Below are 23,150 nucleotides of genomic sequence, written 5' to 3'. Positions count from 1 at the left end.
CGTCAGGCAAACGCCTCCACCGGCGGGCACGAGCAGACCAGATTGCGGTCGCCGTAGGCGCCGTCGATGCGGCGCACCGGCGGCCACACCTTGGGCCGGAAGTCCTTGCCCAGCGGGTAGGCGGCCTCTTCCCGGGTGTACGGGTGGTCCCAGTCGCCGATCACCAGGCACTCGGCCGTGTGTGGGGCGCCCCGCAGCGGGTTGTCATCAACGGGCCACTCCCCCGCGCCCACCCGGTCGATCTCGCCGCGGATGGCGATCATGGCGTCGCAGAACGCGTCGACTTCGGTCAGGGTCTCGCTCTCGGTGGGCTCCACCATCAGCGTGCCGGCCACCGGGAAACTCATCGTGGGCGCGTGAAACCCATAGTCCGCCAAGCGTTTTGCCACGTCATCCACGGTCACTCCGGTGGACTTGGTGATGCCCCGAAGGTCCAGGATGCATTCGTGAGCCACCATGCCGTTCTCGCCGGTGTAGAGCACCGGGAAGTATTCGTCGAGGCGGCGGGCGATGTAGTTGGCCGAGGTGATCGCGGTCAGCGACGCCGCGCGCAGGCCTTCGGCCCCCATCATCCGGATGTAGGCCCAGCTGATCGGCAGGATCGAGGCGGACCCGTACGGCGCCGACGACACCGGATGCCCCTGGGGCAGCTCGGGGGCGTGCGGGTGCCCCGGCAGGAACGGCGCCAGATGCGACCGCACCGCCACCGGCCCCACGCCCGGTCCTCCGCCCCCGTGCGGAATGCAGAACGTCTTGTGCAGGTTCAGGTGGCTGACGTCACCCCCGAACTTCCCCGGCCGTGCGAGGCCGACCAGCGCGTTGAGGTTGGCGCCGTCCACATACACCTGGCCCCCCGCATCGTGGGTTGCTGCACAGATGTCGGCGATGTCGTGCTCGTAGACGCCGTGCGTGGACGGGTAGGTGATCATCAGCGTCGACAGCCGGTCACCGTGCTCGCCGATCTTGGCGCGCAGATCGTCGAGGTCCACGTCGCCGTTCTCGTGGCAAGCGACCACGACGACCCGCATCCCGGCCAGTGCCGCCGACGCGGCGTTGGTGCCGTGCGCGCTGGACGGAATGAGGCAGATGTCGCGGTGGGGTTCGCCGCGTCCGGCGTGGTAGTCGTGGATGGCCAGCAGGCCGGCGTACTCGCCTTGCGACCCCGCGTTGGGTTGCAGCGAGACGGCGTCGTAGCCGGTGATCTGTACCAACCAGGTCTCCAGGTCGGCGATGAGGCGCCGTAGGCCCGGGGAGTCGGACGCCGGCGCGAACGGATGCTGGCGGGCGAATTCCGGCCAGGTGATCGGTTCCATCTCGGCGGCGGCGTTGAGCTTCATGGTGCACGAGCCGAGCGGAATCATGCTGCGGTCCAAGGCGATATCTTTATCCGCCAGCGCGCGCAGGTAGCGCATCATCGCCGTCTCGGTGCGGTACTGGGTGAAGGCGGGATGGGTCAGGAACTCCGAGGTTCGGGTAACGATGCCCGCACATTTCGGCTCGGCCGCCGCCACGCCGAACGCCCCGAGCACCGCGGCGACATGCTCGTCGGTGGTCGCCTCGTCGCACGCCACCGACACGTGATCGTCGTCGACGCGCCACAGGTTGATGCCATGGGCTTTCGCCGTGGCGATCACCTCGTCGGCGCGGCCCGGGACCCGCGCCAGCATGGTGTCGAAGTACTTGTCGTGCACCAGTGCGTCGCCGATCCCCGCGGCGATCGCCTCGGCGTGACCGTGGACGCGGCGCGCGATCGCGGTCAGCCCCTCGGCGCCGTGGTAGCTGGCGTACATCGCGGCCATCACCGCCAGCAGCACCTGGGCGGTGCAGATGTTGCTGGTCGCCTTGTCGCGGCGGATGTGCTGCTCGCGAGTCTGCAGCGCCAGCCGGTAGGCGGGCGAACCGTCGGCGTCCAGCGACACACCCACCAGCCGGCCCGGCAGCTGACGCGCGTGGTTGGCGTGCACCGCCAGGTATCCGGCATGCGGGCCGCCGAATCCCATTGGCACACCGAATCTTTGGGTGCTGCCGAAGGCGACGTCGGCGCCGATCTCGCCGGGCGGCGTGATCAGGGTCATGGCGAGCAGGTCGGCACCGATCGCGATCAGCGCGCCCCGCTCGTGTGCCTGCTCGACCAGGGGCGCCCAGTCGGTGACCCGGCCGCTGGCGCCGGGCAACTGGGCGATGACGCCGAAGAACTCCCCGTCGGGCAGTCCGTCACGCAGGTCGGCGGTGACGACCTCGATGCCCAACGGCTTGGCGCGGGTGGCCACGATGGCCGCGGTCTGGACGAAGACGTCGGCGTCGACGGCCAGCCGGTTGCTCTTGCCGCGGGACGCGCGGTGCATCAGCGTCATTGCCTCGGCGGCCGCGGTGCCCTCGTCGAGCATGGAGGCGTTGGCGACCTCGAGGCCGGTCAGGTCGGCCACCATCGTCTGAAAATTCAGCAGCGCCTCGAGCCGGCCTTGGCTGATCTCCGGCTGATACGGCGTGTAAGCGGTGTACCAGGCGGGGTTTTCCAAGATGTTGCGCAGCAACACCGGGGGTGTGAGCGTGTCGTAGTAACCCTGACCGATCATGGACACGGCCACCGTGTTGGCCTCGGCCAAAACGCGCAGTTCGGTCAGCGCCTCGGTTTCGCTGGCGGGCGGCGGCAACAGGTCAAGACCGGGGGCGGCGCCGCTGTCGGTGAGCCGGTCCAGGATGCCCGCCGGGACCGCTTTGGACGCCAGCTCGTCGAGGGAGTCGACACCGATGACGGCGAGCATGGCCGCGACGGCCTGGCTGTCCGGGCCGATGTGCCGAGCGGCGAACGTGGATTGATCGGGCACTGGAAACTCCTGAGTAGGCGGTCAAAGACATATCGGGGCAGAGGACGAACGGCCCTCTCCCTCTGTCTTCACCCATTCACCGGGCGCCTGAGAGATTCGGCGCCGGATGCTTCTCCCGAACGCCTTTCCCCATCGGCGGGTGTCGACCGGCAAGGTCTGCACCGCTTTCCAGAGGCATCATTGTTTCGCGCGGTCCGGGTGCCTGAGAGGTTGACGGAGAGGTGTTGCTCCTTCGGCGTCCGTGACTGGCAGCCACGGAACTCTCCCGCACGAATACGATGCGCGGCCTAGTTTACTCGGCCGTCTGAACCCACCGCGAGCCTGCGTGTTTGTCCGCCGGCGCGTCGTGATGCGCGGCATTTGCGCACCCTCGCGCGCAGGAACTAGCCGATCTTGCGGTCGCGGTGCTTGCGCCGGGACGCCAGTTCGTCCTCGGGCTCGGCGATCGACTCGCCGCCGTCGGCCCGTTCGCCCGGGAAGTCGGCGATGACGCCGGTCAGCTCGCGCATGGCGCCGGACACGGCGATGCCGAACACGCCCTGTCCACCCTGCAGCAGGTCGACGACCTCTTCGGCCGAGGTGCACTCGTAAACGGTGGTGCCGTCGGAGAACAGGGTGATGTTGGCGAGATCCTGGACGCCGCGCTGGCGCAGGTGGTCGACCGCGACGCGGATGTTGTGCAACGAGATGCCGGTGTCGAGCAACCGCTTGACGATCTTGAGAACGAGGATGTCTTTGAACGAGTAGAGCCGCTGGCTTCCGGAGCCCGCCGCGCTGCGGATCGACGGGACCACCAGCGAGGTACGGGCCCAGTAGTCCAGTTGCCGGTAGGTGATGCCGGCGATCTGGCACGCGCTCGGACCGCGGTAGCCGACCAGTTCGTCGGGCACGGAGTCGTCCGGGAAAAGTCCGGGCTGCACGGGTGCGCTGGCGGCGGTGACGCTGCGGTCACTGCTCGCCGCGTTTCCCTGCTCTTCGAGGTTGAGCTGGTCTTGGCGTGGCTGCTCGCTCACGGTGGTTCCTCTCCGCGATCGCGCTCTCGTCGTTAGCTGCGTCTGAAGGCTGCATCGCAGCCACGTCTGCTCAGGCCCGAGTGCTAGTGAGCTTACGCTTTCCCGTAGCCGCCGCGCCTGAAGTCGTGATCAAAGTATGGCCGCCTCGGGGCCAACTGGGCGGGCTATCCGCCAGCGTGTCGAGATCAGGTTGCCAGTTGAGACGCATCCGTGATGTCCCCACCAGGCTAGTCCAGCGGCAACCGGCCGCTGCGGGCGCTAGGTGGCTTTGAAATCGTCGGGAGACACGCTGTCGAGAAATTCTTTGAACTTCTCCACCTCGTCCTCGCGGACGGCGGTGCCGCCCTCTTCGTCGGTCTCGTCGGGGATCAACAGCCCGGCCTGGGCAAGCACCGGCTCCTCGACATAGATGGGAACGCCGACGCGCAGTGCTATCGCCACCGAATCCGAGGGACGAGCCGACACGGTGACGTTGCGGTCGAACACCAGGTCAGCGTAAAAAGTCCCCTCCTGCAGATCGACGATCCGCACCTCTTTCAGCGAATGTCCAAGCGCGGCAATGACATCCCTGATCAGATCGTGTGTCAACGGGCGAGGCGGTTCAACGCCTTGCTGCTCTAGGGCGATGGCGGCGGCCTCCGACTGGCCGATCCAGATTGGCAGGTAACGGTCACCGTCGGTTTCGCGCAGCAACAACACCGGCTGGTTTTGCGGCTGCTCTACGCGAATGCCGACAACACGAACCTCACCCATTTGTGTCTGTCCTCCGCATTCGTGGCGCCGGTTGGATTGGTACTCGGAGCGACGGCGAGGTCAAAAATCCGCCCTACCGCCGAAACCAAGTTGTCGACCGAAGTCTAGTCCTCAGCGATCCAGAACGTCGCGAACGGCGGATTTGATCAACGACGTGTGCAACGTGATGGCCAGCGCCGCAACTTCACGCGCCAGATCGTCGGCGCGATCGCGGGCGCCGGCCTTGCCGGCTTTGACTATCGGCCCGGCGATTTGGGCGATCAGGTCGGACTGGCGGTCGGCCGCCGATCGGAATGCGCGCAGATGCCGCGGCTCGACGCCGTAGTCCGACAACGCCCGCGCGCATTGCAGGATGACGACCGCGTGCTCGTCGAAGAAACCGGCCGGGCCGGTGGTGATGACCCCGGCTTTGAGCAACGAGGTCAGTAGCTCGTCGTCCACGCCCGCGCGCGCCAGCAGGTCTTCGCGGCTCAGCCGGACGTGCGTGGGCGCCACCGCCGATTTGTCGGAGCCGGTCGCGAAGCCCGCGCCCGCGGTATCCCCGGCGTCGCCGGTTCCCGTCACCGACACCAGGCGTGGGCCGGCGTAGGAGGTTGTGAAAGGAGGTAGCTCACCGTCGGGCTGGGCGTCCAGCTGCGCCCGGATGACCTTCAGCGGCAGGTAGTGATCGCGCTGCGCGGTAAGGATGAATCGCAATCGCGCGCAGTCGTATGCGGTGAACCTTCGATAGCCCGACGCGGCCCGTTGCGGCGTCACCAGCCCCTCGGCCTCCAAGAAACGAATCTTGGAGATGGTGACATCGGGGAAGTCCGGCCTCAACAGTTCCAGGACCGCCCCGATCGACATCCCGGCCAGTGCCGAGCTATCGGGTGCGCTCACTAGCCTGAAGCTCCTCCATCCTCACCCTGCTTGGGTCCGGTCAGAAACACCAAGCGGAACTTGCCGATCTGCACTTCGTCGCCGTTGGCGAGCACCGCGGAATCCACGGGCTCCCGGTTGACGTAAGTGCCGTTGAGACTACCAACGTCGACCACGCTGAATTCGTTGTTTTCCAACCTGAATTCGGCGTGCCGGCGGCTGACGGTCACGTCGTCGAGGAAGATGTCGCTGTCGGGGTGCCGGCCGGCCGACGTGGTGGGCTGGTCGAGCAGGAACCGCGATCCCGCGTTGGGGCCCCGTTTGACGACCAGCAACGCCGAACCCGCCGGGAGTCCTTCGACCCCGGATACCGCGCTTTCCGTCCCCGCCTGCGCGGGTGCGTCGAGCTCGTTGAGGAAGTCGGCACGGAAGACAGACGTCGTCTCTACCGTCACTTCGTCCGAATTCTGCTCTTGCGGACTTCCTGAGTCCATGTCCGTCACGCGCTGCTCCTCACTGGCCGCTGTGGCGTTGTTTGTCCGGGCCGGTCGGCCGGCTTCCGCACCAGGTCTTGTTGCCCGGTATACCGGTCTTCACAAGGTCGATGTGTCGACGGTACCGCGCACCTGCCTGCAATGCGCCCACCACCTGACGATCCGAAACTTCGATTTCCCGTGTGCCGGCTGCACCGCTGGCTTTGCCGTGCGGGGCTGCAGGGACACTAGCAATCGTCATTCGGTCAGCGTTCCGCGGTAGGCCTCCGCGTCGAGCAACGAAGAAATGGCGGACTCCAGTTCGGCGACGTCGGAGACCTGCACATCCAGCAACCATCCGGCCCCGTATGGGTCGGAGTTGACCAGTTGCGGGCTGCCGTCCAGATCGGTGTTGACGGCCGACACCTTGCCCGACACCGGGGCGTACAAGTCCGACACCGATTTCGTGGATTCGACTTCGCCGAAGGACTCCCCCGCGCTCAGCTCGGCACCCACGTCGGGCAGCTGAACGAACACGACATCGCCCAACGCCGACTGCGCAAAGTCGGTGATGCCCACCCGCACGGTGTCATCACCACTTCGACGAACCCATTCGTGTTCGGCGGTGTAGTGCAGATCGGGCGGGATGTCGCTCACGAGTGATCCTGTCTGTTCGGAAGTTGCTCACTTGACGGGCTGAGCGTATTGGTGCGGTTTTGGTTGCCGCAAGGTGGTCACGTCCACCCGATCGGCCTGCTGGACCGACATCCGCGCACCGACCCGCTTGACCGTGTCCTGTGCGCCACCGGGAATGTTCATCGCGGCGGCCAGGGTGGGCGGATCACCAATCGCCAGAATCGAATACGCGGGCGACAGCGTCTTGGAGTCGACGGTCAGCGACCCGGGCATACCCGCGACCCAGGTGTCGACACCCACCCGGACGGACTGGTGTGCGTCGTTGACTTCGATCGCCTCGGCCCCGGCGGCGCGCAACTCGTTGATCACGTCGAGCATCGCCTCGGGGGAAACCCCCGGCCCGGGGTCCTCGATCGTGACGGTGACACCGGGCCCGGTGGCGCCCACCGCGCCTACCAGGATGGACAGCGCCGCCAGCCTGGATTGGGCGGACTGGATAGCGGCCTGGTCGTTGTTGCCGGACGCCTGCAAAGAATTCAGCGTGTTCTCCAGCTCGTTCACCTCGCTGCGGAGCGTGCCTTCGCGCTGCCGCAACGAATCCAGCAACACCAACAGGTCAGCGGGGCGCGCCGTGTCCAGCGAATCGCCCGATTCGGTTTGGCGGACCTGGGTGACGATGGCGATACCGAGAAGCAGACACAACAGGACGGCCAGCGTCCCGAAACCCAGGCGGGAGCGACCGCCGCGCAGCATCCCGGACAACCCGGTACGACGGACCGGCCCGATCGCGGGACGGGGATTTTTCCCGGGCAGTTCGTGGCGCCCGCGCGGCGCACCCTGATCCGGCGCCGCCTCGGCGTCGGGGTGAGCGGGTCGGGTTGGCCCGTCACCGCTTTGGCCGGCGCTGGGATCCGTCGAATCCTGGCTCACGTTGACCTCGATTCGGTCATGGCGTCACGCCCCGAACAGCCGGCGGCGCAACGCCGCCGCATTGCCGAAGATGCGGATGCCCAGCACGACGATGATGGCCGTGGACAACTGGGTGCCCACCCCCAGTTGGTCGCCCACGTAGACGATCAGCGCGGCCACGAAGACGTTGAACACGAACGAAATCACGAAGACCTTGGGGTCGAAGATCCGTTCCAGATAGGCACGCAGCCCACCGAACACGGCATCGAGGGCCGCGACCACGGCGATCGGCAGATAGGGCTGGACGACTTCGGGTACCGCGGGGTGAAAAACCAGGCCCAGCACGATGCCGATCGCCAGCGCTGCGATACCGATCATGCTTGCTTTCCCGTCTCGCCCAGGCGACGCTGTCCGTTCGGGACTTTTCTCACTGTGGCCCAATCTGCTTGGCGAACTTGACATCCCGGATCGATCCGGCAGGGAGCGTGAGGCCGTCGGCGACATCCACCGTAACCGCCACGCCGTAGGAGATCTCCAGCAGCCTCAGGCGCTGCAGTCCCGAGCTGTTGTCGAAGACATCGCGCATCGACCGAGGCGGCCCGATCGCAAGAATCGTGTACGGACTGCTGGTCGGGTTGTTGTCCACCAGGATCGCGCCGCCGGCTTGCCGGATGGTCACGTTGGGCCCGATCCGCACGCTGCCGACCGAGACGGCCTCGGCGCCGCTGGCCCACAGGGAGTTGACCACCAGCTGCAGGTCGCGGTCCAAGATGATCTGCCTGCTGCCGCTGACCCGCTGCTTGGACACGTCGGAAAGGTTCGGGCTGGCGCCCGGATCGGTCACGGTGATCTTCAGTCCGGGCCCGATGATCGCCGTGCCGCCCGCCGCCAGGCTGAGCGCGTCGAGACGTTTCAGCAGGCGCCGCCCCTCGGCGTCTTCCGTCAACGCGTGGCGCTGTACGTCATCGACCTGTGTCGAGAGCTGGTTGCGCCGCTGGGCCAACTTGGTCGCGGAGCCTTCCGTCGACCGCACGTTGTCCAACAGCAGTTGCTGCGCGTCGCGCACCCCGGGGGCGACCGAGCGGGCTTGCGCGACCGCGGCGGCGAAGACCGTGGCGATGAGCAGCGCCGCCAGCGCCTGCCACAGCCAACCGAACGCGCGTTGGCGTCCGCCCCGCGGGCTCGCGGCGGCGCCGCGCCTGGCCGCCGCCGCGGCATAGCCGGGATCCAGGTGTTCGGACAGCAGCGCGCGCAGCAGCGAGGGCACCGGAATCAGTTGTGGCCGCGCCGCTACGTGCGCGCTGTGACCGGCGTTAGGGTCGTAGCCGCCGAGCAGGCGGTCCGCGTCAGCCATGGTCAGTCACTTTCGCCGCGGCCGACGGACGCGAACCCCGGTCGACCTTGGGCATGCGACGCAGGACCAGCGTCATCTGAATCACGTACTGCACGAACGCCCACAGGTAGCCGTACATGCCCCAGATCAGGAAGGCCCACCCGCAGGCGCCCACGACCCGGCTCCACAGCGCGTCCCAGCTGCCCAGCAGCACCAGCGGAAAGCCCGACATGAGGGCGAATGTGGCGGCCTTGCCGATGTAGGTCACCGGCAGCGCCGACAGCCCGCGGCTCCACAGCAGCGGCAGCGTCACGGCCAGCAGTCCGTCCCGCGCGAGCAGGACGACGACGAACCACCACGGCACGATCCCGCTGAACGCCAACACCAGGGGAACGGCGACCATGTAGAGGCGGTCGACGGCGGGGTCGAGCAGCACACCCAGCCGGGAGGACTGATTGAGCACCCGGGCGATCTTGCCGTCGGCCCAGTCCGAGGCGCCGCTGAACATCAGGATCGCCACCGCCCAGCCGTTGGCGTGCGCGACCAGCAAGACGTAGACGAACACCGGAATGAGCGCCAAGCGGATAGCGCTCAGCGCGTTGGGCACCGTCAGCACCCGGTTGGGCGGAAGCACCGGCTCCATGAGCCGTGACCTTAACGCGGAAGCGACGCGGTCCGCAGCGCGGACCGTTGGGGAGGCGGGCAAAACCGTCGCCGAACGCGCGGCTGGCCGCACTGTCGAGCTCGAGTGCGCGGCGGCCCGCACACTCGGCGACGCGCCGCGCTAGCGGAACACGCCGGGCAGGCTCAGAGTGGATAGCGTGTCATCCGACAGCGGGTTGTCGTTGACCATGTACGTCCACGTCGACGTCGGTCGCGCCAGCTTGGACAGATCCAGCCCCTGCTCCTCCTCGAGGACGTTCGCGGTCTCGAAGGTCTGCTGGGCCGCTTCGATCGCGTCGGCGGCCAGCGACGCGAACGCGTCGACCGCCATGCGGTGAAACTCGTCCAGCGGATTCTGCCGGCCCAGCGCCCGCAGGTGGATGCTCTCGCGGATGTCGGCCAGATACGCCAGATGGTCGGCCCAGCCGCGGTCCAGGTGATAGAGCATGATCTGCCGGCAGATCGTTTCGAGGCGTTCTTCGGAGATCTCCTCGGCCAGCTCCTCGTAGCGTTTCGGCGCTAGCTCGGCGAGTTCTTCACGCGCGGTTGCGGTGCGCAGCAACGTATCCCGTCGATCGACGATGATGGCGCGCTGCTGCGCGATCAGCTGGTTGTAGCGCCAGGTGTTCGCGTGCACGTCGAGCATGCGCCCCTCCGCCACGCGCTGCGCGTGGTCGAGCAGCCCGGCCGCCTTGGGGCTGACGATCTTGCCGTCCTCATCGGTTTCCATCGGCAGCTTGTTTTGGTCGAGGTTGGCCGCCACGACGTCGTCCTCCCAGCTGGAGAAGAACACCGACGACCCCGGGTCGCCCTGCCGGCCGGCGCGCCCCCGCAGTTGGTTGTCCAGCCGCTCGGTGTGGTGGCGGCCGGTGCCCACGACGTGCAGGCCGCCCAATTCGGCGACCCGGTCGTGGTCGGCTTCGTCGGAGCCACCGAGCCGAATGTCGGTACCCCGCCCGGCTATCTGCGTCGACACGGTGACCACCCCGAACTGGCCGGCCTCGGCGATGACCTGGGCTTCCTCGGCGTCGTTTTTCGCGTTGAGCACCACCGCGGGCACGCCGCGGCGCAGCAGCCGTTCGTGCAGATCCTCGGATTCGGCGACATCGCGGGTGCCGACCAGCACCGGCTGCCCGGTCTCGTGCAGGTCGGCGATGTGGGTGACGATCGCGTCGTTCTTGGCCGCGCCGGTGATGTAGACGCGGTCGGACTCGTCTTCACGAATGTTGGGCTTGTTCGGTGGAATTGGCGACACACCGAGCTTGTAGAACTGGCGCAGCTGCTCACCGGCGGCCAGCGCGGTGCCGGTCATGCCGCACACCGTGGCGTAGCGGTTGATCAGCGCCTGCACGGTGATGGTGTCGAGCACCTCGCCGGTTTCGGTGGTCTCGATGCCCTCCTTGGCCTCGACCGCGGCCTGCAGTCCGTCGGGCCAGCGCTGCAGTTGCGCGATGCGCCCGCGCGAGGAATTGATCAGGTGCACGGCGTCGTCGCGCACGATGTAGTGCACGTCGCGCTGCAGCAGCACGTGCGCGTGCAGGGCGACGTTGACCTCGGTCAGCGTGGTGCCGACGTGCTCCTCGGAGTACAGATCGATGCCGCCGAGCGCCTTTTCGACCTTGCGTGCGCCGGCCTCGGTCAGGTGGACGTTGCGGCTGTCGGAGTCCGTGTCGAAATCGGCGTCGGCGTTCAGTTCGCCGACCAGCTTGATGATTTCGAGCCTTGGCGTCTCCCGATGGGTGGTTCCCGCCAGTACCAGCGGCACCAGCGCCTCGTCGACCAGCACGGAGTCGGCCTCGTCGATGAGGGCCACGTCGGGGTTGGGTGACACCAGGTCGTCGACGTCGGTCACCAGTTGATCGCGCAGCACGTCGAAGCCGATCTCGTTGACCGAGGCGTAGGTGACATCGCAGCCATAGGCGGCCCTGCGCTGTTCGCTGGACGACTCGGCGGTGATCCAGCCGACCGTCAGCCCCATGGCTTCGATCAGCGGACCCATCCATTCCGCGTCACGACGTGCCAGGTAGTCGTTGATCGTCACGACGTGCACATGCCGCCCGGCGAGTGCGTACCCGGCGGCTGCGATCGCGCCGGCCAGGGTTTTGCCCTCACCGGTGGCCATCTCGATCACGTCGCCGGCCAGCATGCGCAGCGCGCCCAGCAGCTGAACGTCAAAGGGCCGCAACCCACTCGCCCGCTCGGCCGCCTCCCGGGCGATGGCGAGAAACTGCGGGATGTCCTCGGAGTCCGCGAGGTCCTCGAGGTTGAGCAGCCCGGCCGCTTTGCGCAGCTGCTCGTCAGTCAGCCCGGCCGCCTCGTCGTCGTATTCCGACGACTCGTCGACCTGGGTGAGCGAGCGGCTGCGGTCCTTTTCGGTGCTGGCGCCGAGCAGCTTCCAGAAGCGGCTGCTCAGCCGGCCGGGTTGAGCGCGGGTGGTCTTAGGCACAGGTCAACGGTACGTGACCCCCTAGCGGGCGCGAGCGTGCGTGTTTGTACGCGACACGCCGACCGCTCGCGGCCCCGGATGGCTGTCAGGCGAGGTTGGATCGGCGCGGATAGGCGATGTTCGGGTCGGTGAGCACATTGACGACGGCGGGCAGGCCGCTGGCGAAGGCCCGTTCCAAGGCGGGCCGCAGCTCGCCGGGTGCGGCGACCAGTTCGCCGTGGGCGCCCAGCGCGCGCGCCACCTCGTCGTAGCGCGTTCCCGGGCGCAGTTCGGCCACCACCGAGTAGCCGTACAACGCTTCCATGGGGTGCTTTTCGAGGCCCCAGATGCCGTTGTTGCCGATCACGGACACGACGGGCACGTTGTGCCGGACCAGGGTGTCCCACTCCATGCCGCTGAAACCGAACGCGCCGTCGCCCTGCAGCAGCACCACCTGACGCTCCGGCCGGGCCAGCTTGGCGGCCAGCGCGTAGCCGGGGCCCGAACCCAGGCAGCCGTACGGGCCGCTGTCCAGCCAGCACCCCGGCAGATAGCTGTCGATCACCCGGCCGGCGTAGGACCCGAAATCGCCGGCGTCGATCACCACGATGGCGTCGCGATCGAGCATGGGCGCCAGCTCCGCGTACACCCGCATGGGATGCAGCGGGACGCGGTCGTCGGCGAGCTCGGTTTTCTCCTTGGCGCGCGCCGCGGTCTCGGCCGTGCGGAGTTCCTCGATCCAGTCGCGGTGCCCGCCGCCACCGGAGGTGGCCAGCGCCGCCAGGATCGTCAGCAGGTCGCCGTAGAGCTCGGCCTGCACCGGTCGCGGATGACGGCGCTCGGGTTGGACACGGTCGACCACGACGAGCTGGGTTTGTTGCCCGAACACCGCACCGAAGCCGAGCCGGAAATCCATGGGCACGCCGACGATCAGCGCAACGTCGGCCTCCGCCAACGCTTTTCCGCGAACCCGGGAGAACGCCAACGGATGGTCGGCCGGGACGGCGCCGCGGGCCATTCCGTTCATCAGCACCGGGATCTGGAGTTCCTCGGCAAGACGCAGCAGGGCCGCCTCACCGTGTCCCCACCACACGTTGGTGCCGGCCATGATCACCGGGCGCTTCGCCGCGGACAGCAGACCGGCGGCACGTGCCAGCGCCTGGTCGTTGGGTGCGCGCCCCGGCGGCAGGTCGACGAGAGCCCCGGGGCGCCCGTCATCGTCGGACATGGAGAACACGTGGTCCATCGGGAAGTCGACGAAACCCACGCCGGACGGTGCGCCGACCGCGGCGAGCAACGCGTCATCGACGAGCCGGGCGGCGTCGTCCGCCGACTGCGCGGTGGCGGCGAAACGGGCCAACGGCGCCACGAAGGGCACATGGTCGATCTCTTGCAGCGAGCCCATGCCCCAGCGCTGGGCCGGCGCCCGTCCGCCCAGCACCACCAGGGGCGACTGGTTCTGCTGCGCCGCCGCCATCGCGCTCATCCCATTGGTGATGCCCGGCCCCGCGGTCAGCGCGGCCACGCCGGGCCGCCTGGTCACCTTCGACCAGCCCTCGGCGGCGAAGGTCGCGGTCTGTTCGTGGCGGGTGTCGATCAGCCGGATACCCTCGTCGCGGCAGCCGTCGTAGATGGAAAACAGGTGACCGCCCGACAGCGTGAAGACGGTATCGATTCCGCTGGCCCGCAGGCGCCGCGCGACGAGGCGTCCGGCATGCAATGTTTGTGCGGGGGTGGCGTCGGTAGTCATCACCGCAGCCTAGCCAGATGCTTCGGGTACCTTCGCCGAAGGATTTGAAGTTGAGGAGAGTCCGGTCCCCTCGACCGTAAGGAGACGCGACGATGGGCCCCAAGCCGTTCACGCCATCGATCAACTGGTCGGCGGCACCCATGGATTCGTTGCGATGGATCGCCATAGCGTGGGTGATCAGCGCCGTCTGCCTGTTCGGCGTGCTGCTTGCGTTCCGCTACCTCACGCCCTGGGGCCGGCAGTTCTGGCGGATCACCCGCGGCTACTTCCTCGGCCGGGCCAGCGTCAAAGTGTGGCTGGGCCTCGGCGTGCTGCTGCTGCTGGTGATCTTCTCGGTCCGGCTCAACGTGCTGTTCAGCTATCAGAGCAACGACATGTACACGGCTTTGCAGGTGGCACTAAAAGGGCTCGCCACGGGTAACGACGAGGTCAAACAGTCCGGGATCCACAACTTTTGGGTCTCGCTCGGGATTTTCATCCTACTGGCGGCCATCTTCATCGCCCGGGTGATCCTCGACATCTACCTGACGCAGCGGTTCATCATCGCCTGGCGCATGTGGCTGACGGGCCATCTCACGGACGACTGGCTCGCGGGCCGGGCCTATTACCGGGATCTGTTCATCGACAACACCATTGACAACCCCGACCAGCGCATCCAACAGGATGTCGACATCTTCACCGCGGGAGTGGGCGGCACCCCGAACATCCCGTCCAACGGGACGACCAGCACCCTGCTGTTCGGTGCCGTCAACGCGGTGGCATCGGTGATCTCGTTCGCCGCGATCCTGTGGAATTTGTCCGGGGACTTCGATCTCTTCGGTGTGAACGTGCCGCGTGCGATGTTCTGGACCGTCCTGATCTATGTCTTGATCGTGACGGTGGTCGCGATTTGGCTTGGGCGCCCGCTGATTTGGCTGAGCTTCAACAACGAGAAACTCAACGCCGCGTTCCGTTACGCCCTGGTGCGGTTGCGCGACGCCGCGGAGGCAGTGGGCTTCTACCGGGGCGAGCGCGTCGAACGTACCCAATTGTGGCGGCGCTTCACGCCGATCATCGACAACTACCGCAGGTTCGTCCGGCGGACCATCATCTTCAACGGATGGAACTGGTCGGCGACGCAGGCCATCATTCCGCTGCCGTTGGCGATTCAGGCGCCGCGCCTGTTCTCCGGGGAGATCGCCTTCGGCGATGTCACCCAGACCGCGCAGGCTTTCGGCAACATCAACGACTCACTGTCGTTCTTCCGCAACAACTATGACGCGTTCGCGGCCTTCCGGGCGGCGATCATCCGGTTGCACGGCCTCGTCGACGCCAACGACAAGGGCCGCGCGCTGCCAACCATTCTCGTCAAACCCAGCGAAGAGACCGCGGTTGAGCTACGTGGCATCGAGGTGCGCACACCCGACGGCGACCAGTTGGTCGACTCGCTGGACATCCAGCTCGACCTCGGCGACACCCTGGTGATCACCGGACGTTCCGGAGCCGGAAAAACCACGCTGCTGCGCAGTCTGGCCGAATTGTGGCCGTACGCCTCGGGGACGCTGTGCCGCCCGGACGGCGACAACGCGACCATGTTCTTGTCGCAGTTGCCGTACGTGCCGCTCGGCACGTTGCGCACCGTCGTGTGCTACCCGAATTCACCGGACGACATCGCCGATGAGCAACTGCGCGACGTGCTCACCAAGGTGGCGCTGGCGCCACTGATCAATCGGCTGGACGAGGACCAGGATTGGGCCAAGGTGCTGTCCCCCGGTGAGCAGCAGCGCGTCGCTTTCGCGCGCGTCCTGCTCACCAGACCGAAGGCGGTCTTCCTCGACGAGGCGACCTCCGCGCTGGACGCCGGCCTGGAATTCGCTCTGTACCAACTGGTTCGGGCGGAGCTGCCGGAGTGCGTCATGGTCAGCGTGAGCCATCGGCCCGCCGTCGAGCAGCACCACGAGCAGCAGCTCCACCTGCTTGGCGGCGGCGCGTGGCAGCTGGGCCCGGTCGAAAAGGAGCCCGCGCAGGTCTAGCGCCTACGCTCCCCCGGCCCGTCCGGCCGCGTGCGCTCCGGCGCCGGGTCTTAGCGCGCCTACGCTCCCCCGGCCCGTCCGGCCGCGTGCGCTCCGGCGCGGCGTCCGAAGAACGAACCCTCACCCAGCTGCGTCCCGCTGGCGTAACCCTTGCCGTCCTGGGCGAGGTTGGACGCGCAGGCACCGGCGGCGTACAAGCCGGGCACCACGGTGCCGTCGGCCCGCTGCACCTCGCCGTCAACGGTCACCGCGAGGCCGCCGATCGTGAAGCCTGAGTACATCGCTCGCCCGAGCGACAGATCGAACACCGCCCACGGGCCGTTGTCTTGCGGCGCAAGGAATTCCGGTTGCTTATGGAAATCGGCGTCCTCGCCGGCGGCGGCGAACTGGTTGTAGCGGTCCAGTGTGGCTGCGAGGTTGCCGGCCGGGATGCCAAGCGCGGCTTCCATTTCCGCGATCGACTCGTAACCATCGAGGAAGCGGATCAGTGGCATCGCGGGCATCTCGGTGTGTGCTTCGTCGACGACCAGATATGCGATCTGCTCCGGTTGCTCGAGCACGAACGCCGAAGTGCGCGAGTGGTAGGAGTCCTCGGCGACGAAGCGCTTGCCCTCCTTGTTGACGATCACACCGGTCAGCAGGACCTCCGGCGGATAGGCCGCCGCGGTGATGAACAACTCGTCCATGTGCTTGGTGGCCCCGCCCGCCGAGACGCCCATCCTGATGGCCAGCCCGTCGTCGTTCGGATTGCCCAGGATGTAGGGCGCCGCCAGGCCGTGATGCTTGGTGCGCCGCGGCTGGCCCAAGGCGGGAGTGTGCTCGGCAACCATCTCCGGATTCATCGCGAATCCACCCGCCGCCATGATGACGGCTCTGGCCTTGATGGCACCCGTGTCGGTGAAATGTTTCCAGGCGACACCGACGACGGCGCCGTCGTCGTCCACGACGAGGTTGGTTGCCCCTGTCTCATAACGGATCTGCACACCCAGGGCGTCGGCGCGCTTGACCAACAGGTCGATGACCATGGCCGCGCCGCCCAACTCCCCCGGCACCGGCACGGAGTGCCCGCGCGGCGCCGGCGTGGCCCGCTCACAGAAGGGCCATACCTTTTCATTGCCGGTGTAGCTCAGGCCCTCGGTGCCCGGCGGCACGACGACTTTGCCCGGGTAGTAGCTGCGCTCGAACTGAAAGCCCAAGTCTTCCAGCCAGTTGAAATGCTCGACGCTGCCGTCGCAGTAGGCCCGGATCTTGTCGAGTTCGGGCTCCCGCGAGACCTCGACGAGGTACTTGTACATCTCCTCCGCCGAGTCGTCCTGACCGGTCGCCTGCTGCACCGCGGTCCCGCCGCCGAGGTAAAAGTGGCCCCCGGCAAGCGAAGTGGTACCGCCGGCCGCGGCCGCGCGTTCGAGCACCAGCACCCGCGCCCCCTCGGCAGCCGCGCTGACCGCGGCGCAGCCGCCGGCGATGCCGAAGCCGATCACCAACACGTCGACCTCGTCGGACCACGACGTCACATCGTTCGCACTGACTGTTGCCGGTATCTCCGTGCTCATTGGCACCTTTCCTTCTCATCGCTGCGCTCTGCGTCGTGGCTGGCGCGGCTCACCGTTGCTCCTGCTTGATGTAGTCGTAAAACGCCCTCATTTCGGGCGCGATGTACGCGAACTCCACAAACGGCACGCCCGCCTGCGGCGCCGAGACATAGGCGAATTGGATTCCGCCGGGCATCACGCCTTGCTGCACGACCGCCGCGCCTCGCTCGATGGCCTCCACCAACGCCGCGTCGAATTGCTCGGGGCTTTCGGCCTCCATGCAGACGTGGTGCAAACCCGCCGCGCAATCCCGCAAAAAGTCACTATAGATGTTCTCACCGCGAACCGGTTGGATCAGCTCCAATTGCATGTCGCCGAGGTAGCTCAGGGAGATGCTGGCGACGAAATCGGCGGGCCTGCCGTGGTAGCTACAGGTATCCGGAGCAAAGTGCACGTCGGGTATGCGCACCCACTTCCGCACGCCTAACAGGCCGGTGAGAGCCGTTTCGGTGGCATCCAGGTCGGCGGTGACCCAGGCGATCTGCGTCGGCGATTCAACGGGGAGCGTCATCGTCTCGCAGAATAGTCCAGTTGCCGGGCCGCCAGAAAGGGTCCGCACAACTTTGCCATGCCGGCCCGCTCCGCGCCCGAAACTTCCGGGTGAACACGTTCTAATTCGCGCGTTCGTCGCGGCGCCCGCGGCATCAATGTTGGCTCAGCATGTCCACCAGCAGCCGCAGCTGGGTGTCGAAGATCGCCTCCGAATCGGTGAGGGTCTCCGCGCCGTATTGCCCGAACACCTCGAGGCTGATGGCACCGAGCACCCCCGCCCAGAGTAGAAAACACTTGGCAAGCACCTGGTCATCGCCGGGGAATCCAAATTCGTGCCGAATCCGTTCGAAGTCGGATGACATCGGTTGCGGCGCAAGGTCATTGGTCAGCCGGATGTCTCCGGTGGTAATTCCGGCCGCGACGGCATCAAACAGGGCCGCGACCACGCGGGTGCCGACGGCAACCGTGCGTTCAGGCGGCGCGTGATATCCGGGGACGGGACTGCCGTACAGCAGGGCCCAGCACGCCGGGTGCGCGACGGCCCACTGTCGGGTCGCCCGCGCAATGGCGATGACGTCGTCACTCCACAGTTCTCCCACGGTGTCGCGGGCGCGCTCCACCGTGTCGGCCAGGTCGGAGTAGGCGTCGACCAGCAGCAGGGTCAGCAGCTCGTCGCGGCTGGAGACGTACCGGTACACCGCGGAGGACACCATGCCCAGGTCGCGGGCTATCGCCCGGACCGACAATCCGGCCGCGCCGCGCTCCGCGAGCTGGCGGCGCCCGAGTTCGACGATTCGCGCCTCGATCTGCTCCCGTGACTCCTGGCGTTTGCCCACGCGGTCAGTCTGACACAACCGAGAACACTGCTCTTGTTTTCTGCACCGGGGTGTGGCAGCGTGTTTAAAAGTGAGAGCACCGCTCTCAACGATTCTGACTAGATTCGCCGAGAGGACGCGAGCATGTCCACACGCTATGAGGAACCGAACCGGGCCGCCCGCGTCGCCAACGTGGTGATCCGTTGGCTTGCCGACGCGGGGATCAGCATCGCCGGGACCCGCGCGCTGCGCGTCCGCGGCCGCAAGACCGGCCAGCAGCGCGCGGTCGTGGTCAACCTCCTGACCGTCGACGGCGTGGATTACCTGGTCTCCCCGCGCGGCAACACCCAGTGGGCGCGCAACGTCCGGGCCGCGGGCGTCGTGGAGGTGGGTCCACGTTGGCGCCGGCAACGCGTTCGGGCCAGCGAGGTCGACGACGCGGCCAAACCCGATCTGCTGAGGCGTTACCTGGCCCGGTGGTACTGGCAGGTCAAGGATTACGTTGCGGGTCTGACACCGGACAGCAGTGACGAGCAGTTTCGTGCCGCGGCGCCCACGATTCCGGTGTTCGCCTTGACCAAGACGGCCTGACGGGGACCGAGTGGGCCTCTAGTGGGCCCGCTAGCGGGCGTTGTCGCCCGCCCCGAGGTCCTGGCGAACCTCCTCCGAGGTGGCCCGCCACGACACCGCCGCCGGAAAGTCCCCCCAGACGCTGTTGAAGATGCCGACGAGCTGTCCCGGGCCGCCACTGGGCGCCAGATACACCGGCCCGCCGGAGTCCCCGTTGTGGCTCTGCACGCCGTGCGACATGGTGAACCAGCCGTTGTTCACGCTCTCCACCGTCCCGCAGGTTTCCCCGGTGATCACGCCGTAATGGCAGATCGGCTGGCCGGGGGTGAGCGGCGGGGCGGGGTCCGAGACCAGGGGACGGCCACCCGGCAGGATGTTGTTCGCCGTGACGCCGTCGTCCAGCACAATCGCTTCGTAGTCGCTGATCACCTGGCTGGTGGACACGGTCGTCCCGCTGGGGGTGTTGTCCCGGTAGGCCGCCAGGCGGCCGATGACGGTACCGCCCCGATCCGTGACCACTCCGCCCCCGCCCCGGCAATGCCCCGCGGTGAACGCGATTTTCAGGCTGGGGTCGACGTATCCCAACGTGCAAACGCGGTTGTCCTGGCGGATCTCCATGCCCGGATACACCATGACGTCGGCTTTTGCCGGCGCGGTCGGCAGCGGGGAGGTGAGCGCTGCGACAGTAGCCGACGCGGCGAAGGCGCGCGTTGCCAGGCGATGCACCATCAACTCCGATCCATCGGGCGGATACTGACGGGAGGTCGAGGTTACGGCGTAACCGGCCTCCACGTTGAGCTTTTCGCGCCGGGGAGCGCCGATGTTACAGAGAGGTCACGAGCGGGGCGGGGGCGCCGGTTTGACCAGCGGTGCGCGGCGCCCACCCGGGCGGGCCGAACACGTAGCCCAACCGGTCCCGGAGCCGGGTCGCCGTACGCCAGTCCCGGGCGATTGCGAGGTATTCGCGGGTCTGCAGCGTCCAGATGTTGAAGGTGTCGACCTGCTTCGTCAGGCCGTAGTGCGGGCGGAACAGCTCGGGCTGGAAGGTGCCGAACAGCCGGTCCCAGATGATGAAGATGCCGCCGTAGTTTTTGTCGAGGTACACCTTGTCCATTCCGTGGTGCACCCGGTGGTGCGACGGCGTGTTGAAGACGAACTCGAAGGGCCGTGGCAGCTTGTCGACCCGCTCGGTGTGGATCCAGAACTGGTAGATCAGGTTCACCGAGAAACTGAAGAACACCATCCATGGCGGAATCCCCAACAGCGGCAACGGAATCCACATCAATATCTCGCCGCTGTTGTTCCATTTCTGGCGCAGCGCGGTGGCGAAGTTGTAGTACTCGCTGGAGTGGTGGGCCTGGTGCGTCGCCCAGATCAACCGCACTCGGTGGGCGATCCGGTGGTAGGCGTAGTACAGCAGGTCGACGCCGAGGACGGCGATCACCCAGGTGTACCAGCGGGTCGCCGACAGGTGCCACGGTGCCAGGTAGGCATAGATTGCGGCGTAGCCGAGCAGGGCCAGGGTCTTCCAGCCGGCGGTGGTGGCCACCGAAACCAGCCCCATCGAGATGCTGGTCAGCGAGTCGCGGGTGCGGTGCGCCCCCGCGGCCGGGCGCGCGGCGTCGGTCGCGAGGTGTTCCAGCTTGCGCGCCGCTGTCCATTCGAGGGTCAACAGCAACAAGAAGAACGGAATGGCGAGCAGTACCGGGTCCCGCATCTGCGGGGGAAGCGCGGACAGGAAGCCGGAAAGGGCACTCACACAGGTAAGACTACGACGAACGCTGGGACGCTCAGCGACGATCGTCGGACTGCATGTCCTCCCCGGCATACCACTGGACGGCGCGGACTCCGGGTAGCAGGGACAGCTCTGCCACCAGCCGCTCCAGCCGGGCCGGGGCGTCACCGTTCATCAGCAGGTGGGCGGTCAAGGTGATCTCGTCGTCGGCCGGGTGCCCGGTGTGGATCCCGCGAAGGGTGATGTCGTTGCCGCCGGCATGCTGGACGATCTGGGCGCGCGCGTACTTCTCGTGCTTGGGGCGGCAGACCACCTGCACCAGATACGGCAGGAGGCTTTCGTCCTCGTCGGCACTGTTGTCGCGGTCGATCAACCGGCCGAGCGGGCGCCCCAGCACATGGATGCCGATGACCGTGCCGGTGCCGATCAACGCGAACAGCAGGTGCCCGGAAGCGGCCAGCACGCCGATCGCCGCCGAGCACCACAGGGTGGCTGCGGTGTTGAGGCCCCGGACGTTGACGCCCTCCCGCAGGATCACCCCACCGCCCAGGAAGCCGATACCGGACACCACATAGGACGCGACCCGGGTGGGGCTGGAATCCGAGGTGGCCGCCGCGTACAGGACGAACAGCGTTGCGCCCCCGGCCACCAGCGCGTTGGTGCGCAGCCCGGCGCGGCGGGCCCGCCACTGCCGTTCCAGGCCGATGAGGGCGCCACAGCCCACGCCGACGCCCAACCGCAGCGCGAACTCGACAGCGCTCAACGTTTCCACGACACCCTCCTTCCCGGTCGCAAGGCGGCGAAGGGAGCTAACCAAATCCGGGTTAACCGCAAGTGGAGCCCAACCGAACCGCTGACGTCGGGCGTATCCCCCGGCGCGCGGCGAGACCCAGGCTAACCGGCTTTGGGTGTGATGTGGTGGGGGCAGTAGACGCTGGATGCGAGTGCCGCGAATTTGGCGGCGGCGTCCATCGTCATGCCGGGGTTTTGATTCTTGATGTCGCTGACGACCTGCAAACCCGTTTCGCCCCTGCCCATCAACCCGCACACGGCTTTGGCGGACGTGATGACCTGGCTGGGGTTGCTGTAGGTGATGCCGGAATTGCTGAGGTTGGCCAGGAACGCCGCATCGTCGCCCTGCGGCTCGGCGTGCGCGGACGCCGCGAAGCTGATCACGCTGACGGCTGCGAGCACCGCAAGGAGAGGTTTCATGCCGTTCCCGCCTTTCCGAGCCGAACGTCGGGCAACGTCACCGTGGGCTTGTCTCCACTGGACACGTGCACCGCGTGGATGCCGGGCTTTGTCGACAACTGGTCGAGCAGAGCGTCGAGCCCGGCCTTGTCGACATTCCAGTGCTGCACGGATTCGGGCTGCTTTTGCAGCTTCGCGATGACGTCGTCGAGTTTGACGGGCGCGACGGTCTTCGTCGCCCCGCCGGCGCGGGCCCGAATACCCCTCCCGCTCACGACTTGAGGGGCCACGGCGCCGAGGGCGCCTCCGGTCAGGCTTCCCAACGCCATGTGACCGAGCAGGCTTGCCGGGATGCCCGCCGCGGGGGCCGCGGTCAGACTGGCCGTTGGCACCAGTCCGCTGGCCAACCTGATCGCCGGTGTCGCCGACGCCCAGGCCGGTGGCACCGACAACTTGCCCACCACGTTCGCCGTGCCCGTGTCCGCCGATACCGCGCTGGTCAGGCCCGCGGCGGCCGACCGCATCCCGAGGCCGGCTCCCAGCGCGGACTTCGGGATTTCCAGGCCCTCGACCGGCAGGTTGTAGAAGTATTTGAACTCGGTCATGGCAAGGTTGAACGGGGCCAGGGCTTCGCTGGCTACCGTGTTGAACCGGCCGATGTCGGCCAGGATCCCGAACGTGTTCTGCCACGTCGTGCCCGCCAAGGGGGACCCGGTCAGGGTATTGAGCACCTGGTCCCAGAACTCCATGTAACCGCGGGACGCGTTGCCGATGGCCTCGAGCAAGTCGCTGATGATGCCCGACGGCGGGGCCGCGGCGTCCCCAGCCGCGGCGGTGGCGCTCGCCACACCGGTGGCCTCGCCCAGCGCGGCCGCCTGGGTGGCGACCCCGGCTTCATTGGTGGTCGGGGGCGGCTCGGTGAACGGTGCCAGCCGCGTGGCGGCCGCGGACGCGCTGGCGTAGGCGTACATCGCGGCGGCGTCCTGCGCCCACATTTCCCCGTATTCGGCCTCGGTGGCGGCGATCGCCTTCGAGACGGCTTTTGCGGCGGTGGTGCCGCCGCCCGAGATCGCGGCCAACCGCCTCCAGCTGGCAACGCTGT

General features: G+C 67.4%; 22 protein-coding genes, 1 pseudogene and 1 riboswitch. Of the genes and pseudogenes, 3 read left to right on the top strand and 20 right to left on the bottom strand.

What is annotated here, in order from left to right:
• Positions 1 to 2: 2 nt before the first annotated feature.
• The 12 genes from gcvP to A5775_RS04215 form a co-directional block, all read right to left on the bottom strand.
• Positions 3 to 2,828, bottom strand: a complete 2,826-nt coding sequence (gene gcvP / locus A5775_RS04270) for an aminomethyl-transferring glycine dehydrogenase (protein ID WP_067248069.1) — start codon at positions 2,826 to 2,828, stop codon at positions 3 to 5.
• Positions 2,829 to 3,008: 180 nt separating this feature from the next.
• A riboswitch (glycine riboswitch) is annotated at positions 3,009 to 3,106 on the bottom strand.
• A 105-nt stretch (positions 3,107 to 3,211) separates the two neighbouring features.
• Positions 3,212 to 3,841: a MerR family transcriptional regulator gene (locus tag A5775_RS04265; RefSeq protein WP_067248065.1), complete on the bottom strand. Its 630-nt coding sequence runs from the start codon at positions 3,839 to 3,841 to the stop codon at positions 3,212 to 3,214.
• A gap of 258 nt (positions 3,842 to 4,099) precedes the next feature.
• Positions 4,100 to 4,594 (bottom strand): bifunctional nuclease family protein, encoded by a 495-nt coding sequence (locus A5775_RS04260; protein WP_067248062.1) that lies wholly within the window; start codon positions 4,592 to 4,594, stop codon positions 4,100 to 4,102.
• A 111-nt stretch (positions 4,595 to 4,705) separates the two neighbouring features.
• Positions 4,706 to 5,473 carry a MerR family transcriptional regulator gene (locus tag A5775_RS04255; RefSeq protein WP_067248059.1) on the bottom strand — a complete coding sequence of 256 codons (768 nt, stop codon included), beginning with the start codon at positions 5,471 to 5,473 and terminating at the stop codon, positions 4,706 to 4,708.
• Complete coding sequence (gene garA, locus A5775_RS04250; protein ID WP_369827771.1) at positions 5,473 to 5,946, bottom strand: glycogen accumulation regulator GarA; 474 nt, start codon at positions 5,944 to 5,946, stop codon at positions 5,473 to 5,475. Before garA ends, A5775_RS04255 begins: the two co-directional genes overlap by 1 nt.
• A 237-nt stretch (positions 5,947 to 6,183) precedes the next feature.
• Complete coding sequence (gene gcvH, locus A5775_RS04245; RefSeq protein WP_067248052.1) at positions 6,184 to 6,582, bottom strand: glycine cleavage system protein GcvH; 399 nt, start codon at positions 6,580 to 6,582, stop codon at positions 6,184 to 6,186.
• A 27-nt stretch (positions 6,583 to 6,609) separates the two neighbouring features.
• Positions 6,610 to 7,374, bottom strand: coding sequence for a DUF881 domain-containing protein (locus tag A5775_RS04240; protein ID WP_197512350.1), 765 nt, complete (start codon positions 7,372 to 7,374; stop codon positions 6,610 to 6,612).
• A 141-nt stretch (positions 7,375 to 7,515) separates the two neighbouring features.
• Positions 7,516 to 7,848, bottom strand: coding sequence for a small basic family protein (locus A5775_RS04235; RefSeq protein ID WP_007170008.1), 333 nt, complete (start codon positions 7,846 to 7,848; stop codon positions 7,516 to 7,518).
• 49 nt (positions 7,849 to 7,897) lie between these two features.
• On the bottom strand, positions 7,898 to 8,824 hold the full coding sequence (locus tag A5775_RS04230; protein WP_067248046.1) for a DUF881 domain-containing protein: 927 nt from the start codon (positions 8,822 to 8,824) through the stop codon (positions 7,898 to 7,900).
• Complete coding sequence (locus A5775_RS04225) at positions 8,817 to 9,446, bottom strand: CDP-alcohol phosphatidyltransferase family protein (protein WP_067248043.1); 630 nt, start codon at positions 9,444 to 9,446, stop codon at positions 8,817 to 8,819. The genes A5775_RS04230 and A5775_RS04225 overlap by 8 nt, the downstream gene beginning before the upstream one ends.
• Positions 9,447 to 9,587: 141 nt before the next feature.
• On the bottom strand, positions 9,588 to 11,912 hold the full coding sequence (gene secA2 / locus A5775_RS04220) for an accessory Sec system translocase SecA2 (protein ID WP_067248040.1): 2,325 nt from the start codon (positions 11,910 to 11,912) through the stop codon (positions 9,588 to 9,590).
• Between the two features lie 85 nt (positions 11,913 to 11,997).
• The gene (locus A5775_RS04215) at positions 11,998 to 13,641 is read right to left on the bottom strand and encodes an acetolactate synthase (RefSeq protein ID WP_067248036.1); all 1,644 of its coding nucleotides are present in this window, start codon (positions 13,639 to 13,641) and stop codon (positions 11,998 to 12,000) included.
• Positions 13,642 to 13,733: 92 nt separating this feature from the next.
• Here A5775_RS04215 and A5775_RS04210 point away from each other — a divergent pair, with 92 nt between their 5' ends.
• Complete coding sequence (locus tag A5775_RS04210; protein ID WP_067248033.1) at positions 13,734 to 15,653, top strand: ABC transporter ATP-binding protein/permease; 1,920 nt, start codon at positions 13,734 to 13,736, stop codon at positions 15,651 to 15,653.
• A gap of 59 nt (positions 15,654 to 15,712) precedes the next feature.
• Here the strand turns inward: A5775_RS04210 and A5775_RS04205 are convergent, their stop codons facing one another.
• The 3 genes from A5775_RS04205 to A5775_RS04195 form a co-directional block, all read right to left on the bottom strand.
• Positions 15,713 to 17,206, bottom strand: coding sequence for an FAD-binding protein (locus A5775_RS04205; RefSeq protein WP_067248030.1), 1,494 nt, complete (start codon positions 17,204 to 17,206; stop codon positions 15,713 to 15,715).
• A gap of 49 nt (positions 17,207 to 17,255) precedes the next feature.
• Positions 17,256 to 17,756, bottom strand: a complete 501-nt coding sequence (locus A5775_RS04200; protein WP_067248026.1) for a VOC family protein — start codon at positions 17,754 to 17,756, stop codon at positions 17,256 to 17,258.
• A 133-nt stretch (positions 17,757 to 17,889) separates the two neighbouring features.
• Positions 17,890 to 18,573, bottom strand: coding sequence for a TetR/AcrR family transcriptional regulator (locus A5775_RS04195; RefSeq protein ID WP_197512344.1), 684 nt, complete (start codon positions 18,571 to 18,573; stop codon positions 17,890 to 17,892).
• A gap of 123 nt (positions 18,574 to 18,696) precedes the next feature.
• Between A5775_RS04195 and A5775_RS04190 the strand changes: the two genes are divergently transcribed.
• Positions 18,697 to 19,143, top strand: coding sequence for a nitroreductase/quinone reductase family protein (locus A5775_RS04190; protein ID WP_067248020.1), 447 nt, complete (start codon positions 18,697 to 18,699; stop codon positions 19,141 to 19,143).
• 30 nt (positions 19,144 to 19,173) lie between these two features.
• On the opposite strand, the gene A5775_RS04185 is transcribed toward A5775_RS04190, so the two are convergent.
• The 5 genes and pseudogenes from A5775_RS04185 to A5775_RS04165 form a co-directional block, all read right to left on the bottom strand.
• Positions 19,174 to 19,851, bottom strand: coding sequence for a hypothetical protein (locus A5775_RS04185; RefSeq protein ID WP_067248300.1), 678 nt, complete (start codon positions 19,849 to 19,851; stop codon positions 19,174 to 19,176).
• A 94-nt stretch (positions 19,852 to 19,945) separates the two neighbouring features.
• Positions 19,946 to 20,881, bottom strand: a complete 936-nt coding sequence (locus A5775_RS04180; RefSeq protein ID WP_067248017.1) for a sterol desaturase family protein — start codon at positions 20,879 to 20,881, stop codon at positions 19,946 to 19,948.
• A gap of 31 nt (positions 20,882 to 20,912) precedes the next feature.
• Positions 20,913 to 21,629, bottom strand: a complete 717-nt coding sequence (locus A5775_RS04175; RefSeq protein ID WP_067248014.1) for an MgtC/SapB family protein — start codon at positions 21,627 to 21,629, stop codon at positions 20,913 to 20,915.
• A 122-nt stretch (positions 21,630 to 21,751) separates the two neighbouring features.
• Positions 21,752 to 22,069, bottom strand: coding sequence for a DUF732 domain-containing protein (locus tag A5775_RS04170; RefSeq protein WP_067248010.1), 318 nt, complete (start codon positions 22,067 to 22,069; stop codon positions 21,752 to 21,754).
• Positions 22,066 to 23,079: pseudogene (locus tag A5775_RS04165) on the bottom strand (PPE domain-containing protein); the annotation flags it as partial. The gene A5775_RS04170 and the pseudogene A5775_RS04165, both read right to left, overlap by 4 nt.
• On the opposite strand from A5775_RS04165, the gene A5775_RS25830 reads away from it, so the two are divergent.
• Positions 23,063 to 23,150 (top strand): PPE domain-containing protein (locus A5775_RS25830; protein ID WP_369827770.1); only part of this gene is annotated, 88 nt, incomplete at its 3' end. The pseudogene A5775_RS04165 and the gene A5775_RS25830 overlap by 17 nt on opposite strands.

It is taken from the genome of Mycobacterium sp. 852002-10029_SCH5224772, from assembly GCF_001667315.1.
In the GTDB taxonomy this organism is placed as follows: Bacteria; Actinomycetota; Actinomycetes; order Mycobacteriales; family Mycobacteriaceae; genus Mycobacterium.
This window is presented reverse-complemented; position numbering and strand designations above follow the sequence as displayed.